The organism is Litoribacillus peritrichatus, from assembly GCF_039537985.1.
GTDB classification, from domain to species: domain Bacteria; phylum Pseudomonadota; class Gammaproteobacteria; order Pseudomonadales; family Litoribrevibacteraceae; genus Litoribacillus; species Litoribacillus peritrichatus.
The window spans coordinates 426,032-443,581 of the sequence record NZ_BAABBN010000004.1 but is presented as its reverse complement, the minus strand read 5'-3'; the positions used below and the strand labels follow the sequence as shown (position 1 = coordinate 443,581).

The window sequence follows — 17,550 nt, the reverse complement described above, 5'->3', positions numbered from 1 at the left end:
ACCTGGTATTTCAGCGCTACTGAAAATAAATTAGACACAACGGGGGTAAAAACAGATGTCCGGCACAACGGTCGGTGCCTTACGGAGACAACACATTGCCCTATAAGGTATGCAGTTCTAAATCCCATTTTGATCCCCTCTTAACCCACTCTTCCACTGAACTCCCTGGTCTGACCAAACATCCAATCAGTTGTTTATATCCACCAAAATAAATTGAAATATCTTCTTGTTTTAAAACAATTATTCCAGTGCTTAGTAATCAGAGTTCATAAAAGAAATCATCGGCCTAGTTGTTATAATCATTAATATTTTGAAACAACAATTCGTTAGTTAATCTCGAACAATGTTTCTCAGTACTTCAGCATCCGGTATTTCTTGTAAGTCCAACAGTTCATCAATATTCAGCAATATCACCATTTTGCCCTGCACATCCGCCAATCCTTTGATAAAAGCAGTATTGACCTGATCGCCCATATCCGGAGGAAGGCGCATCTCCTCATTGGTTAAGGAGTACACGTCAGACACTGCATCCACCACAATGCCAATGATCTTGTCACCGGTGGGCGTATTGACTTTAAGTACAATCACCACGGTCATAGGTCCGTATTCCACATGTTCAAGTCCGAACCTGAGCCGCAAATCAATGATAGGAACAATGGTCCCACGTAAATTCATCACACCTTTCACAAAATCAGGGCTATTAGGAATGGTGGTAGCGGCCTCCCAGCCCCGGATTTCCTGAACGCTCAGAATATCGACGCCGTATTCCTCATTCGCCATAATAAATGTCAGGAACTGATCCGTCGCAACATCATGAGAACCGAGTGCATTTTCCATTTCTTCTTTTGAAGACACACCAGATTGATTACTTAGGGCTTGCTCACTCATTACATTTCCTACTTTATTATGCGGCTTGATGATCTGCGGAAACGGGCTTGCCTTTCACTTTGCTTGCAATGCGAAGGACACCTGATATATCAACAATCAAAGCAACTTTGCCATCCCCCAATATGGTTGCACCGGAGATACCGTCCACTTTTTGATAGTTCTGCTCAAGGCTTTTAATTACCACTTGTTGTTGTGCCAATAAATCATCGACGAACAGTCCGACTTTGGAGTTATCCCCCTCAACAACGACCAACAGCCCTTTCTCCAGTTCGTAGTTTTCAGGCTCCACATCGAGCAATTCATGCAGCTTTACAATCGGCACGTACTCATTGCGCAACCTGAGAACTTCGTTATTGCCACCCACATTATTAATCATGCCAAGATCGACCTGGAGAGATTCTACGATTGAGACCAGCGGCAAAATAAACACCTCTTCGCCAACCCGAACCAACTGACCATCAAGAATCGCCAACGTCAGTGGCAACCGAATGGTAAACGTGGAGCCCTCGCCAGGCATTGACTGAACTTCCACTGAGCCGTTCAGTTCCTGAATGTTTCGACGAACCACATCCATGCCCACGCCACGGCCACTGATGTCAGAAATGGTTTCTGCGGTAGAAAAACCGGCATGAAAGATCAGTTCGTAAATCTGTTCATCCGTCAAATTGTCATCTTTGCTGACCAGACCATTTTCAATCGCTTTCATAAGAATACGATCACGATCCAGCCCTTTCCCGTCATCTATGATTTGAATGACAATGTTCCCGCCCTGGTGGAAGGCATTAAGCGTGATCGTACCGGTTTCAGGCTTACCCGCTGCTAACCGGTCGGCTGGTTTTTCGATGCCATGATCCAGTGAATTTCGAATCAGGTGAACCATAGGATCACCGATTTTTTCCATCACCGTCTTATCCAGTTCAGTATTTTCGCCCAAAAGCACCAAGTCGATTTTCTTGTCCATCGCTTTGCTTAAATCCCGAACCAGGCGAGGAAAACGACTGAAGGTAAAGCTGATTGGTAACATTCGAATCCGCATGACACTTTCTTGCAGCTCACGGGTGTTTTGTTCCAGCTGGGCTAAACCTTCCTGCAAACGAACCAGTTTGCCCATATCAAAATCCGACCCCAATTGACCTAACATGGATTGAGTAATGACCAACTCGCCCACCATGTTTATTAAGCTATCAATTTTGTCGATCCCAACACGGATAGAAGTGGATTCAGGCGAAGAAGATTTTTGAGGTTTCTTTGGCGATTCTGTTTTCTTGTCACCAGCCACGGATGCTGCGCTGGATACAACAGCTTCAACCGGTTTAGATTCAAGTTCTTGTTCTGGCTCAGGTAAATCTGCCTCCGGCTCAGAGAGCATTTCCTTAGTCGGCGCTGAATCATCAACCGACGTGGAACCTGACTCAACCGGTTGTTGATTATTATCCGTTGTTGTCGCAGGGGGAGATTGCGTCGTATTTTTAGCGGATTCAGTTAAACCGCCATGAACCCACCGGATGGACAGTTCGGACTCGTCAATAACCCATTCAAAAACCTCATCAACCTCTTCCCGGCTGCCACCTTCCAGCGTCAGATTCCAGGCGAAGTAACAAGTTTCCGGTTCCAAAGATGAAAAAGCAGGCACATCACAAACCACCACTTCAGTGGTTAACCGGCCCAGAGATTCCAACTCTCTGAACATCCGCACCGGTTCATTCCCGGTACGCAAAACATCCGCATCCGGTTTAAAGTAAATTTCCCAGTGACCGGAAGGTGTTTCATCCGAAGCACCATCTGACTCATCGAGGTTACTATCGGGTGAAACAGCGGATTCTGGGGTACATTCCGATGCACCACTCAAAATAGCCACAAACTCGGCTTTAAGCGTATCGGCGGTGCTCATGTCAGGTTCATCACCATCTTGCAGTGCCTGCATAATATCGCGCAAGCAGTCCACCGATCTCAAAAGCACATCCACATGCGGTGCCTCAAGCGCGCGTGAACCCGCTCTGATTTCATCCAGTAACGTTTCTACAACATGAGTAAAATCGGCAACGACCTGAAACCCAAAGGTCCCGGCACCACCTTTAATGGAGTGCGCTGCACGAAAAATGGTGTTTATGGTTTCTACATCGAAGTCATCAGGGTTTAAATCTAACAGCCCCCCTTCCATGGAATCCAAACCTTCGAAACTTTCTTCGAAGAACACTTGATGAAACTGACTTAGATCTATACTCATCTTTCCCCCCACTCCACTGGAAAGAAGTGACTAACCCAATACCTTTTTAATCGTATTTAACAATTGATCCGGGTTAAAAGGTTTCACAATCCAGCCTGTTGCGCCGGCCTGTTTACCCTCAACTTTCTTATCGGAAGCCGACTCAGTCGTCAGCATAAGAATCGGAGTAAACTTATATTCAGCCAAAGCTCTGAGTTCCTTTACTAATTGAATGCCATCCATCACAGGCATATTCACATCTGAAAGCACCAAATCAAAACCACTGGTTTTGGCAATGTTCAGCGCTTGCTGCCCGTCTGCCGCTTCTTCCACCTCAAAACCTGCTCCTTTGAGCGTAAAAGTCACCATTTGACGCATTGAGGCAGAATCATCTACAGCTAAAATTTTCGGCATTTATCCAGCTCCTTAATTAAAACGACTATTTTCACCTACTTTAAAACTTCACTTGTTGTCAGTATGTCGACAGATTGCCCAACCACCCAAAATCAACTCAAATTCAGGTGTTGCTGCAAGCCTAACAACTTGGCACCCACTATGACTGCATCGGTAGGCTTACAAAGATTAAAGTCAATACCGGCGTTATCTGCCGCAACTTTATAGACATAGAGCAATTGCATACTGGCCGTATCCACTTGACCCACTTTTGACAAATCCAACTCTACGTTTTGATGATTTGAAAGTGCGTCTTCCAGTTTCTCGTGAAGCATCTCAACAACGGAGATGTGCAGCTTTTCACCGGCATCTATTTGAACACTGTCCGACATATCACTGCTCCCACGAAAAAACATGCAACCCAAGTTCAGTCTAGTAACTAATCTTTAATTTTCTAGGTAGATACAACTACAGAAGCTGATTTTTGAAGTAAGCCATATCTGAATTTGGCTATCGGCAAGACCTGAGAGAACTTTATGAAATTAATCAGATATTCTTTCGAAACTGTTGCGCCTGAGTGAACTCATCCAACATTTTTTGCTCCTGAATGGCTTGCTTACGCAGTTCTTGCGCTTCCGACTTTTCAATCAGAATTTCAATGGAGCGAACACGTGCATACACTTTTTCGTAATGCTTGCGGACTTGTTCAAGTTGACGTTCAAATAAATCTATGGAATGGCCTTGTTGCTCGATTGCACCACCAATACGACCCGCCAAGGACTGACGATTTCTGAAAGCGGCCGCATTCACCCCCACCTTCCCAACTTCAATGGCCTGACTCTGGTAGTCATCAAGGTAGTCAGAAAGTTGGCGCAATGAGTTTTTTGCGTTATCCAGGTTAGAGATGGCTTCCGCCAACGCCTTAGCCGCTTTATCTTTTTTTACCATCTCAAGATCAAGTACAACTTTCAGACGTTCCGCTTTTTTCATTTCCAACCTGCGCTCGGTTTATTGAAGGGTGGGCTGCGGCTTTCTTTGTGCAGCAGGCGCATGCTGTGCAGCAGCCTCGCCCTGCAAGGTAGGCCTGTTTTGTTCTGCTTGCTGAGGCTGACCAAGTGCTTGGCCAAACTGTTTCAGCCCCTCGATGCATGCCTCCAGCTCATGAGCGTCTTTCATGCTTTGCTGCAAAAACGCTTTCATTGCCGGATTCAACTTAATCGCCAAATCCGTTTCAGGATCACTGCCTGGTGAATACGCACCTATGGTAATCATATCCCGGTTTTGCTGGTAGCGAGAGTACATTTGTTTGAATCCCTGCGCCGCTTTGAGATGCTCATCTGACACGATTTGAGGCATAGCACGGCTAATAGACGCTTCTACATCAATCGCAGGATAATGCCCCTCTTCCGCTAAACTCCGGGACAGTACGATATGTCCATCCAAAATAGCACGGGAAGCATCTGCAATTGGGTCCTGCTGATCATCACCCTCTGTCAGTACGGTATAAAACGCCGTAATAGAGCCACCTCGTTCATCCCCATTGCCCGCGCGCTCAACCAGCTGTGGAATTTTGGAAAATACACTGGGCGGATAACCCTTGGTGGCTGGCGGTTCCCCCACTGACAAGGCGATTTCACGCTGAGCCTGAGCATAACGGGTCAGGGAATCCATCAACAACAAGACATCTTTGCCCTGATCCCGATAAAACTCCGCAATAGCCGTAGTAAGCATGGCGGCACGTAATCTCATTAGAGGAGAATCGTCCGCCGGCGAGGCAATCACCACCGACCTCGCCAGCCCCTCTTCCCCCAGAATTTCATCAATGAACTCTTTTACTTCTCGACCACGTTCGCCGATCAAGCCCACAACCGTGATGTCCGCCTTAGTGTGTTTGGTCATCATCCCAAGCAACACACTCTTACCCACACCTGAGCCTGCAAAAAGACCAATTCGCTGGCCTTTTCCTACAGAAAGTAGTGAATTAATCGCACGAATTCCTACATCTAATGGTTCACGAATCGGACGACGAGCCAACGGGTTGATAATATCCCCGATCAAAGGTACTTCTTCACTGGAGTCCAGCGCACCTTTACCGTCTAAAGGCTGGCCAACACCGTTTAGCACGCGCCCCAATAACCCAAACCCAACCGGGATGGTACTTTGGCCAGGCAAGGGGATCACCCTATCACCAGGCTTCAAGCCCACCGTTGACTCGGTTGGCATCAAAAACAGGCGACCTTCGGCAAAACCAACAACTTCTGCTTCTACATGCTTTCCACCGTCAGAAACCACCACACAGTGATCACCCACCGTCGCAGTACAACCCGCAGCTTCAATAGTCATACCGACCATTCGCACCAACCGCCCTTCAGACGCAGCCACCCTTGTTTCTGCAATGCGCCCTTTGGCATCATTTAAAAAATCCAGTAAGTCGGTCATCTAAAGCATTCCATCAGGCATTTGGGTATGGGTAAGGCATAAAACCTGGCGCTGCCTGGCCAGCACCATTAGGTTGGTTACCCTGCGGATTGGCTGAAAAATTATACGCACTGAAATTTTGTTGCTGAACCATAGGGACAGGCTGCACAGGCATGCCCTGATAATTTTGTACTGGCGGCTGCATTTGCCCCTGCATGGGCTGTGGAGCCATCGGCATCATTCCACCTTGCGGAACGACATTCGGCGCCACAAACGGGGCAAACTGCGGTTGATTTGGCTGCATTTGGTATCCAGGTTGCTGACCAGGATATGGGTAACCTTGTTGCGGCTGATACTGAGGCTGATACGCCATCTGTTGCGCTTGAGCCTGAGCATTCGCCTGATGAGCCTGCTGACTCATGGCTTGCGCATGGGCCTGGGCTTGTTGTGCTTGCGCTTGTGCCTGATGAGCCTGCATCTGTGCTTGTTGGGCTTGTGCCGATGCTGCGTTTGCTTGCATTTGCGCTTGTTGCTGCGCCTGCATTTGAGGCGTTTGCCAGCCAAAAGCCTGAAATCCATTTCCTTGATTAACAGGTTGCATCATTGATTGAACCTCTGGGTTAGTGTTGTCTGCCTGAGGGTTAATATTGTCTGCCCGATGAGCTTGCTCTTGCGGGGCAGAAGGATCGGCCATTTGATTTGAGTCTGAACCCGTACCAGAATCGGGAGCGTTCGAAGCAGACTCATCTCCCTCTTGTTTCATCAAGTCAGACACGGTCTGTTTCTCTGGGTATACCGTAGTATTTTCATCCCCCTGACCAGCATCAAAGTCAAAAACTTCTTCTGATTCATCATCGGACGCCATTAAAGGCGCTTCTTCAGAAAGAGGCGTTACCGGCCCTTCTTCCTGATCAATCGTATTTGAGGTGTCTTGAACTCCGTGACTGCTAGGCGCCTCAGGAGATTCAACCTTAGAGTCTTGTTCTTCGCTGGACGGCTCAGGCACATGGGCTTCAGCGTTTTCAGGCTCAGTCTTACCTGATTCAGACAAAGACGCATCTATCGCCTGAGCGTCAGGGTTCCCTGTGCTATCGCTATCACTGCCATTGTCCGGAGCTGCATGTTGATTATTATCCACCTCCAGACTTTCAGTGCTGTTTTCAGAACCATGCTCAGATCCGGCATCAGTCCGGACATCAGAGCTATCTTCAGAAATACGTTCCGAACTCTCTGGTTCGTTCGATTGGCTCAAATCGGATGCCAGTGGGTTCTCATCCGACAATTCGTCATCAGTATTTTCTGAGGCCAACGCTTCTGTTTGCACCTGAACCTCGCCCTCATCGGCCGGTTCATCCTGATTGTCAGCCAGTGCGTCTGCCTGATTTCCATCCAACAAGTCATCTGGATGTACGTCATCCAATGAACCATCAGCCGGAGCTGAACTTTGTTCATCCTCTGAAACCGCTTCTGTCGCGTCAGCTTCAAGGCTGTTTTCGAAATCGGTCTCAGCGTCAGTGTCGTAACCATCCGCTAATGAAGTTAATGCTTTTTGTTCCTCTGTCGCTGTTCCCGCCGCCAGGTCTATGGCCCAGTCGTTGCGACCGAGTAAATTCAGAATGGCTTGTTGAAACCTGTGTTCAGCGGTGAGGTCTACCAATGATGCTCCGCTTTTAAGTTTGATACCCCCCGGCAGAATGGATTCATCGGCCGTGATTTTCCAGCTTGAGCCAGCCTCCTCGGCAGCGTTTTCAACAAGAATCAAATCAGCGGGGTTCACCTGCATTTCAATTTGATCACGAGTGCCTTCCATTTGAGACAACCCGTGTTTTAATAATTCATTGAGCTGGGAGCTGTCTGTTTGGAGTTCACGATGTATCACTGTGCGACTGACAGCAGTAATCACATTCAATAGCGAGTCGCGAACCTGTTGATCCAGATTGGCCAACGGCTGATCAAACTGTTGTATCACGTCCGACAGCTTTTTGACTTCCGCATCTACGTCCGCCTGGCCTTTGGTCAACCCTTGTTGAAGGCCCTGTTCAAAACCCTTGGCCTGACCTTCCTTCGTGCCTTCCGCTAACCCTTGCTGATGGCCTTCGGTTTTTCCTGAGGATAAACCTTCGTCATAACCTTTTTTGGAGCCTTGGTCATAACCTTCGGTGAAAGCGTCCTGCCGTATTTGTTCCACTTCTTCAGCCGTCACCGGCTCTATTTCAACTTCATTGGCCGCTTCATCAATTTCATCCAAAGACGGCAACTCCCAACGCTCATACGCTGTCATGGTTCCCGTCTCAGGAATTCGGCCTTGTTTAATTTCGTTGGTCATAGAGCACCTATCTACTGCTGAATTAACGACAAGAAAGATCCATACATTCGCTTTTTGTCGCCAAGATCTTTTCTTTACTTCCGTATAACTTACATTTGCACAACAAAGATAAATGCAAAGATCGTGACAGCTTTTTCTGTCATTTTTCCGACACCCGAAATAATTTCAGAAAAAAGGCCCTCAGGCCTATACCATATCTTCTCCACCACCCAACACAATTTCGCCGGCTTCCGCCATCTGACGGGCTGTCGCAAGAATTTCACGCTGTGCGGTTTCCACCTCACTGACACGAACCGGACCTTTCGCTTCCAAGTCATCCATGAGCAATTCACCCGCACGCTTCGACATATTCTTAAGGAATTTGTCTTTGACGGCGTCGTCCGAACCTTTAAGCGCAATAATAAGCGTATCGGATTGAATTTCTCGAAGCAGCGCCTGAATACCACGGTCGTCCACTTCCACCAGGTTATCAAAGACAAACATGAGGTCTTCAATCTGATTACCCAGTTCTTCATCGACTTCTTTAATGGCATCCATCAGGTCGGCTTCAATGGAACCATCCATCATGTTCATGATGTTTGCAGAGCACTTCACACCACCCATGGATGCTGTTTGACCACCCGCTGTTCCAGAGAACTGTTTTTCCAGAATGGTATTCAGTTCCTGCAAAGCACTTGGTTGCACCGCTTCCAGAGCAGAGACCCGCAAAATAATGTCCAGACGCTGTTTCTCATCAAACAAAGCCAGTACTTCCGAAGACTGATCCGGGTCAAGGTACGCGATGACGATGGCCTGAATCTGAGGGTGCTCGTATTTGATGATGTCATGAACAGAGCGGCCGTCCATCCATTTCAACGTATCCAGCCCTTTGGTGTTACCACCCAACAAGATACGGTCAATTAAGCCATTGGCTTTTTCTTCACCCAAGGCCGAAGTCAACATGGTTCGGATATAGTCGTTTGAACCTATACCCAAACCTGTGTGCATACCCACATCATCAATAAAACTACTGACAACGGCTTCTACCACGTCTCGTTTTACCGACGGCAATTTTGACATAGCACTGCCGATTGCCTGAACTTCCTTTGGCCCCATGTGCTTCAGAATTTCAGCCGCATCAGACTCACCCAGAGTCATCATCAAAACCGCTGCTCGTTCAATTTTTGGCATACCTGATACGTCAGGCAAATCGTCATTACTCATTGTCATTAATCCAATCTTTCATCGCCTGAGCCACTCGCTGAGGATCTTCAGCAATCAGAGCTTTCAGAGCGTTAAGTTGACGTTCAAATCCTTCAGATGGTCCTGGTAACAAAGACTCACCTCCGGTCAAAGAGACCAAATCATCAGACAGATCACTGCTTGATGCTTCAAGCGCGGCCAAGTCTGCATCCAACTCATCATCCACAGACCCTTCTTCGTCGGTCGAAGTAAGGCTCTTAATCGCCGGACGAACCACACCGAAGACAATCGCAAGCACAAACAGGATAGCCAGCATTTGTTTCGCGATATCCCAGAACCAAGGCTGCGTCCAGAATGGCTGTTCTTCCAGCATGGCCTCATCGTCAGGCAGGAACGGGCTGTTAATCACCGTCACACTGTCACCCCGAGCCGCCTGAAAACCAACGGTGTCTTTAATTAATATAGTCAATCTGTCGATCTCTTCCTGACTCCAGGCAACGCGTTTCAGATCACCGGTCTCTTCATCCGGTAAAATAAGGTCATTTACCGCAACGGCAACACTCAAGCGACGTACTTTACCCAATTCATGATTGGTGTAACTGATCACTCGGTCTAATTCAAAGTTACGGGTTGCTTGTTTACGCGTATTCGTTGGTGGTTGAGGTTGACCATCCTCACCCGCGCCGGCCACTTCGGGGACACTTACTTCACCTGGAGGCTGATTAGACAGTGCACCAGGAATACCGCCTTCCATACCGCCGATTTTCTTTTCATCCAGAACCTGTTCAGAACGAAGCGCCGGTAAATCCGGATTAAACTGTTCTTCTGTTTGCTCACGAGTGGTGAAATCCACATCAGCGGAGACTTCCGCTTTGAAATTTTCACCACCAACAATAGGTTCCAGAATACTGTAAATTCGACGGGATAATGTGTCTTCCAGTTTCCGAGTGTAGTCAAATTGTTTCGAAGCAATGGCCAGGTCGCTGCTGTCATCTTCCATCGACAACAAACGACCTTTTTGATCCACCACAGTCACATCTTCTGGCTTCATCTCAGGAATACTGGATGCCACCAAATTGACGATGGACATGGACTGCTCAGGCTTCAAAGCCCGTCCTGCGTACAGTTCAAGAAACACCGATGCCGTTGGCTTACGGGTATCCCGTACAAACACAGAACGCTTAGGAATAGCCAAATGCACACGCGCACTTTTTACCTGATTCATACTGGTAATGGTTCTTGCCAACTCACCTTCAAGGCTGCGTCGGTACTTAGTCGTTTCCATGAACTGACTTGTGCCCAGCGCCTGCTCTTTATCCAAAAGCTCGTAGCCAATGGCCTGGGTTTCAGTAATGCCTTGGGCCGCAAGCTTGAGTCGGGCCTGGGCAAACTGATCGCTTTTCACCATCAACATGCCGCTGTTGGGGTCCACATGATAAACAATGCTGGCCTGATCCAGAATCTCCATCACTTCCGCTGCATCGTAGCGCCCGAAATCATTGATCAGCGGCTTATAGGTTTCTTCTTGGGTCCACCAGAAAACAGCAAACGCGATGGCCACACTGGCCGCCAAACCAATAATCAGCCCTGCCTGACGCAAGATACCAAGCCGGTTAAAGCCCGCAACGATAGGATGCATAGGGGCCGACGGAGGGGCTTCAATGGACTCCAGCTCCGATAGGGTATTATTTTGAGGAGCAAGTTGATTGGTGTTGCCCTGCGCTGCATTTTGTTGCTGATTGGTTGGCACTTGCTGGTTCCCTACTTCTGCAGGTAGGCCACCTGAAGTTGCATCTGCTGCGATCGTTGCCATTGTCGAATACCTATTTAAATTCTTGCGGACTTTTACTTCACGTTTGTTTTACAGTTTTAGCGAGCACGTTTCACACTAGCCAAACTGAACGTCAGCCGGTTTTGCCATTAAATTGGCATCTTCATTATGTCTTCATAGGCACTGATGAGTTTATTTCTCACCTGTGTCATTGCCTGAAACGCAACGCTTGCTTTTTGCGACGCAATCATCACATCGGGAATATCCACCGTCGGATCACCTTTCTCATAAGCCGTCGCCAATGCACCAGCCGCTTTTTGAGTTTCATTCACTTGATCAACAGCCATTTTTAATAACTGAGAAAATTCTGGCGCGTCGTCTTTTTCAACATTCCCAGGCTTTTGAACATCCATGACCTGGCCAATCTCAGTATTCGTTCGAGATTGATCCTGCACCTGCGACTTCATCTGACGCATTTGGGAAAGCACTTGTGAAATATCGGATCTGACTTCCATTATTTTCTCCTTAAGCAAACGGCGATTTATTGTCAGTCATTTCGGCGTTGCTTGTTCTAGACGCTACAGCGTCAAAAACCTGTTATTAATTTCTTCGTTATCTAGGAAAGAGCACAAAGCAGGCCAAGTTTTAATAAAAAGAGAAGATGGTATTAAAGTTATCAAGGATACGGGCGATAGCTAAAATGAGAGACGTAATTCAATTACACCAGACAGAAAAAAGCCCGGCCAATGAACCGGGCTTAAATGGAGAATTCGATCCACGCCACATGGATCTAGTTCACGGGATATACTGATCCCGTTATTGTAGCCGCCACCCTTTAGGAGGCCGCCAGCAATTCATCAACATCCAAGCCACTTTCACGCATCCGGGCTAACTTGTAGCGAAGAGTACGTGGGCTGATGCCGAGTATTTCTGAGGTCTGCTTTCGACTGCCGCTGACAGACCGCAAGGTATTTAAGATTACCTGAAATTCTCTCTGCTTCAGATCATCCCCCAAAGATGCTTCGCTCTGAAGGGATTCCAAACCCGCCGGGGCCTGATTAGAAAAAGCAGACGCTTCAGCATTAATTATATCACGATTTTCAGAATAGCCTACTCCCGCAGTTTGTGTGCTTGAAGCAGAAGAAGATACAGCAGAAGCCGGAACCTGAGCTTCTACAGGCTCAAATGCAGGAACAACAGGCGACGCTTGATTGGATGCGTTATAAACTGGCGGAGGCGACATTTCCAATCTGAAGTCATCCGCAGTCACGACCGTTCCTTGCTGAAGCACCAGCGCACGCTGTACTGCGTTATCCAATTCACGGACATTGCCAGGCCAAGGGTAGTGAGTCAGCAACTGAACTGAACTTGCATCCAACTTGAGGGTTCCCTTCCCCATTTTCTTACCATTCTTTTTCAACAGGCGTCTCGCCAAAGGCACAATGTCCCTCGGTCTTTCCCTTAATGGTTTCCATTGAAGCGGGAACACACTCAACCGATAATATAAATCTTCTCGGAACTTACCTTCCTGAACATATTCTCGAAGATCCCGGTTGGTGGTTGCCACCACCCGAACATCCAACTTGATGGTTCTTCGACCCCCTAAACGCTCAACTTCCCGCTCCTGAAGCACACGCAACAACTTAGCCTGAAGGCCTATTTCCATTTCCGAGATTTCATCCAGCAGAATAGTGCCACCATTTGCTTGTTCAAACTTACCCGGCGCACTGGTTACCGCCCCGGTATAAGCCCCTTTCTCATGACCAAACAAAATCGCTTCCAGCATATTTTCAGGAATGGCAGCGCAGTTGATCGCAATGAAAGGTTTATCAGATCTAGGGGAGTGATCGTGAATGAACTGAGCAAGTACTTCCTTACCTGTGCCGCTTTCACCTGAAATTAACACAGTGGATTCTGACGCTGCCACTCGCTTCGCCAACTCCAATAACTCAATGGAACTCGGTTCTTCGGCAACAGGCTGATTAGAACCTGTAGTCATTACCTGATCACCCAGAGTAGACTTCACCAACTGCAACAAGGTTTCAGACTCAAAAGGCTTAACCAAATAATCAGCGGCACCGTTCCTGACGGCATCAATCGCCCGCTCGATATCGCCGTATGCCGTCATCAAAGCAACCGGGATACCAGGAAAATTCTGTTTGATTTTAACCAACAGCTCATGACCATCCATCCCGCCCATGTTCACATCTGAAATCACCATATTGACCGGCGTATCTTTCAGGATCTCCAGCGCCATTTCCCCCGAAGAAGCCTGTTCGTAGGGATAACCCGCGACATCCAGGGTCAAGCACAAGGCTTCACGAAGATCACGGTCGTCTTCAACGACCAATATTTTTTGTTTCGCCATTAGTAAGCTCCTTCAATCTCTGCTGGAGTTATTCGTGCAAATGGAATTGTCATTTCTGCCCGGGTACCTTCCCCTGACTCAGAAACAAGAGAAAAATCACCACCATGAGCAGTCACAACTGCTTTTACTACTGCCAAGCCCAACCCAGTACCCTGTGATTTTGTGGTATAGAAAGGCTCCATAACTTTGGACAACGTCTTATCATCAATGCCCGGCCCATCATCTTTGACAGAACAGACAAAGAACTTCTGATCTTCAGACTGATTAAGCGAAATTTGAATCGTCACCTGATGGCTGGTCGCCTGCACAGCATTTTCCACCAGATTTAATACCGCCCCAACCAAGGCTTCGGTATTGCAATAAAACTGTTCTTCAGGACATTCATTTCTGAGGTCAATATAAACATTTTCAGGCCAGCGATTAGCCGATACCGCTTCCTGTAATGAAAGACAAAATTCTTTCACTTTCACCAGCTCTGCCGTTTTCAGCTCACCTTTGGCAAAAATGAGCATATCGCGAACTTGCTGCTCAAGGTGCATCAAGCGCGACATCAGGCGATCGGCGATATCGAGGCGTTTTTCGTCTTCAATATGAGGAACCCCCAAATGCCCGCCAAACAACATAGCTGCAGATAAAGGCGTGCGAATTTGATGTGCTAAAGACGCCACCATTTTTCCCATCGCACTTAGTCGCTCACTTCTGGACAGCTCGGCCTGTAAACGACGGGTTTCCGTCTGATCGGTCAACAGCACAATCTGCCCCGGTTGGTTATCCAGTGAACGAGTGGAAATACTCAGACGACGGCCATCGGCCGTGGAGACTTCATGGCCATCATCATGTTTCGGCCGAAAGCAGGAACGGATGATATCGACCCACCGGCTACCAATCAGTTCACCCGGGTATATCGTTAACAGCTCTCGTGCAGCCGGGTTACATTGCTCAAGCAAACCATCTTCATTAATAACAACCACACCACCGGGCAATAAATCCAATAAACCAGTGAGTCTTTCAGCCAGCTGTTCTTTTTCAGCCAGCTCTTTGATTCGTTCAGCCGTTTGCTTTTCAAGCTGACTCGAAAGGTGCTTTACACGATCTTCGAGCATGACGTATGACTGACTAAGCTGCTGTGACATCTGGCCAAAAAGTTCAAAGGTACGATGCAAACCTTCCAGCTCTCTGGGGGTATCACCTTCTATAAAATTCGAGGTTGGCATAGCTCCGGAATTCAGTGCTTCTAACATAGCCGCGCCATCGGCTAATTTACCACCAAGTAAATCCAGGTTTTGCTGTGGATCAATCATAGTCATATCTGCTGCATCCGTTTAACTCGTCTTATCAGGCCAGAAAACTGGCACTTACTGAGGACCCAATCAATATAGAGCAAACCACATGCCAGATTTACAAATCATTACTTATCAACAACTTACAAAACAGGCGATGGTATACGACAGGATTTTGACCCGACAAACACTGCAACAGTCAAAATATCAGAGGAGGGTTGTTTTTATTGTTCCCATAAAAAAACCCCGACCAGCGGGGTTTTTCAAAAGAACAATCAACGAGCGCTGATCATTTCTCTTTTACTCAGAACTCAGTCGTCTGCAATTTGCTTCTGCTGACGAATTCGCTCTTTAGCAATGATCTGTTCCGGACGAATCAGGAATCGAGCCAATGCAGGCAACAACCAAAGCGCTCCCACCATGTTCCACAAGAACATAAAGGTTAATAAGAAGCCCATATTGCTTTGGAACTTAATAGAAGACCATACCCAAGTCACAACACCAATGGCCAGAGTAACACCAGTAAAGGCAACCGCTTTACCTGTTGTCTTCAATGTTTCCAGATACGCAGCCTGTAAACCAAGACCATCGCGGATATACGTCTCAAGACGCGTATAAATATAAATCCCGTAGTCCACACCAATACCCACACCCAGTGCAATTACAGGCAATGTCTCAACCTTAACACCAATACCTTTGTATACCATCAAGGCTTCACACAACACAGAGGTAATGCCCAGCGGGGTGATAATACAAAGCACGGCCCGAATGGATCTGAAGGTAATAAAGCACAAGATGGATACAACTGCGTATACAAACGCCAACATACGGTCCTGAGCGGCTTCAATGACCTGGTTAGTCGCGGCATCAATACCAGCAGAACCGGCAGCCAGCAAGAATTCCAGCTCTCCATCAACCTTGTATTCGGCTGCGAACTTCTCAGCTTCAGCGGTGACTCGCTCCAAAGTTTCAGCTTTATGGTCAGCCAGGAACAAAATAACCGGCGCCAAACTACAGTCGGCATTCAACAAGCCTGCCGGAGCACGCTGAATGGAGGAGTTAAGAATTTGCTGGTTACGAGACAGTGAACGCCATTTTAAATTACCTTCGTTCATGCCCGTACTTACAATCTTAGATACTGTTACCAGTGATGCAGTCCCCTGAACCCCCTCAACATTTTCCATCACCCACTGGAAACGATCTATCGCATCCATGGTTTGATAGGAAGAACATTGCTCGACTTCGGTCTTCACCATGATAACCATCACATCGGCACTGGTGGAGTAATTATCCGTAATGAAGGCATTGTCCAGGTTGTAGCGAGAATCCGGATGCAGCTCTGGAGCACCTTTATCCAAATCACCGATTTTTAAGTCTTGGCCGTAGTAAACACCGGCACCTGCTAGCGCGATACCAATAAGAATGGAAATCGGAGCCACCGTTGGGTGAGCACAGTACGACATAATCTTGGCGATCTTTGGCTCAGCTTCTGTGTTCTTTTTGAAATAATTAACGCCACTCTTAGAAACGCCCACATAAGACATTAGCAACGGCAACAACACTAGATTTGTGAAAATAATCACCGCAACACCGATACTTGCCGTGATTGCCAGCTCTTGAATTACGTCAATCTGAATCAACAGCAACGTCAGGAAGCCAATACCATCACTCATCAACGCCAACATACCTGGAACATACAGGTCACGGAACGCATGACGGGCAGCATCGAACTTGTTGCGGCCTTCAGCGGACTCAAGCGCAACCGCATTAATAATCTGTACCCCGTGGGAAATACCGATGGCAAAAACCAGAAACGGCACCAGAACCGAATAAGGGTCTAAACCAAAGCCCAGAAGGTTCAAGATACCCAGCTGCCAGAACACCGCAATAATAGAACAGATAACCGGAATGACAGCACTCTTCAAGCAGCGTGCATACCAAACCAACAGCACAAATGTAATTGCAATGGCAATCAGTGCAAAAAAGCCAATGTCTTTAATGCCATCCATAAGATCGCCGATCTTCTTGGCGAAACCTACGATGTGGACTTTGATGTTGTCATTTTCAAACTTGGCGCGAATACGGGTTTCAAGTTCATGGGAAAACGCCTGATAATCCAGTTGTTCACCGGTTTCAGGGTTTTTCTCAAACAGAGGCGCTTGAATAATGGTCGATTTAAAGTTGTTGGCAACCAAGCTCCCTACGGTGCCTGATCGAAGAATATTTTGACGAAGCGTATCCAGACTTTCTTCTGAACCGTCGTAGGTCGGCGGAATCACGGGACCACCCTGAAACCCCTCTTCCGTCACCTCGACCCAACGAACATTCGCTGTCCACAGAGACTTCAGTCCTGCACGATCCACGCCCGGAATATAGAACAGCTCATCGGTAATTAGACGAAGCGCTTCCATATACTCAGCATTAAAGACCGTACCATCAGTACTTTCGACCGAAATACGAATGCTATTGCCCAAGTTATCCAAACTGTCCCGGTTTTCCATCATATTCATGATGTACGGGTGCTTCAGAGGAATTAGCTTTTCTAAACGGGCATCCGGCTTAATATTGATCGCACTATAGGTCAAAAATATGGTTAAACCCAAAAAGATCAATAAGAAAAGAATACGATTATTAAAAAACAGTCTTTCTAAAAATGGCTCAGCTTCCGGTGTTAAAATATAGTTATCGGAATCATGATGGTGTTTTGTTGACATTTAC

General features: G+C 47.3%; 13 protein-coding genes. All 13 read right to left on the bottom strand.

Features of this window, described 5'->3' with window-relative positions; translation table 11 throughout:
- Positions 1-330 precede the first annotated feature (330 nt).
- Positions 331-888 carry a chemotaxis protein CheW gene (locus tag ABD744_RS03165; protein WP_344795370.1) on the bottom strand — a complete coding sequence of 186 codons (558 nt, stop codon included), beginning with the start codon at positions 886-888 and terminating at the stop codon, positions 331-333.
- A 16-nt stretch (positions 889-904) separates the two neighbouring features.
- Positions 905-3,115, bottom strand: a complete 2,211-nt coding sequence (locus ABD744_RS03160; protein ID WP_344795368.1) for a chemotaxis protein CheA — start codon at positions 3,113-3,115, stop codon at positions 905-907.
- A gap of 30 nt (positions 3,116-3,145) precedes the next feature.
- A complete protein-coding gene (locus tag ABD744_RS03155; RefSeq protein ID WP_344795366.1) occupies positions 3,146-3,508 on the bottom strand; it encodes a response regulator in 363 nt (120 codons plus the stop codon).
- Between the two features lie 92 nt (positions 3,509-3,600).
- Positions 3,601-3,879, bottom strand: a complete 279-nt coding sequence (locus ABD744_RS03150) for an STAS domain-containing protein (RefSeq protein WP_344795364.1) — start codon at positions 3,877-3,879, stop codon at positions 3,601-3,603.
- A 154-nt stretch (positions 3,880-4,033) separates the two neighbouring features.
- A complete protein-coding gene (gene fliJ, locus ABD744_RS03145) occupies positions 4,034-4,477 on the bottom strand; it encodes a flagellar export protein FliJ (RefSeq protein ID WP_344795362.1) in 444 nt (147 codons plus the stop codon).
- Positions 4,478-4,495: 18 nt separating this feature from the next.
- Positions 4,496-5,926 carry a flagellar protein export ATPase FliI gene (gene fliI, locus ABD744_RS03140; RefSeq protein WP_344795360.1) on the bottom strand — a complete coding sequence of 477 codons (1,431 nt, stop codon included), beginning with the start codon at positions 5,924-5,926 and terminating at the stop codon, positions 4,496-4,498.
- Between the two features lie 13 nt (positions 5,927-5,939).
- Entirely contained in the window at positions 5,940-8,231 is a 2,292-nt protein-coding gene (locus ABD744_RS03135; protein ID WP_344795358.1) for a FliH/SctL family protein, read from the bottom strand.
- A gap of 186 nt (positions 8,232-8,417) precedes the next feature.
- Positions 8,418-9,440, bottom strand: a complete 1,023-nt coding sequence (fliG, locus tag ABD744_RS03130; protein ID WP_425562113.1) for a flagellar motor switch protein FliG — start codon at positions 9,438-9,440, stop codon at positions 8,418-8,420.
- The gene (gene fliF / locus ABD744_RS03125; RefSeq protein WP_344795354.1) at positions 9,427-11,226 is read right to left on the bottom strand and encodes a flagellar basal-body MS-ring/collar protein FliF; all 1,800 of its coding nucleotides are present in this window, start codon (positions 11,224-11,226) and stop codon (positions 9,427-9,429) included. Before fliF ends, fliG begins: the two co-directional genes overlap by 14 nt.
- Positions 11,227-11,333: 107 nt before the next feature.
- The gene (gene fliE / locus ABD744_RS03120; RefSeq protein WP_344795352.1) at positions 11,334-11,699 is read right to left on the bottom strand and encodes a flagellar hook-basal body complex protein FliE; all 366 of its coding nucleotides are present in this window, start codon (positions 11,697-11,699) and stop codon (positions 11,334-11,336) included.
- Between the two features lie 320 nt (positions 11,700-12,019).
- Positions 12,020-13,552 (bottom strand): sigma-54-dependent transcriptional regulator, encoded by a 1,533-nt coding sequence (locus tag ABD744_RS03115; protein ID WP_344795350.1) that lies wholly within the window; start codon positions 13,550-13,552, stop codon positions 12,020-12,022.
- Positions 13,552-14,859 (bottom strand): sensor histidine kinase, encoded by a 1,308-nt coding sequence (locus tag ABD744_RS03110; protein ID WP_344795348.1) that lies wholly within the window; start codon positions 14,857-14,859, stop codon positions 13,552-13,554. Before ABD744_RS03110 ends, ABD744_RS03115 begins: the two co-directional genes overlap by 1 nt.
- 284 nt (positions 14,860-15,143) lie before the next feature.
- Entirely contained in the window at positions 15,144-17,546 is a 2,403-nt protein-coding gene (locus ABD744_RS03105) for an efflux RND transporter permease subunit (protein WP_344795346.1), read from the bottom strand.
- Positions 17,547-17,550 lie beyond the last annotated feature (4 nt).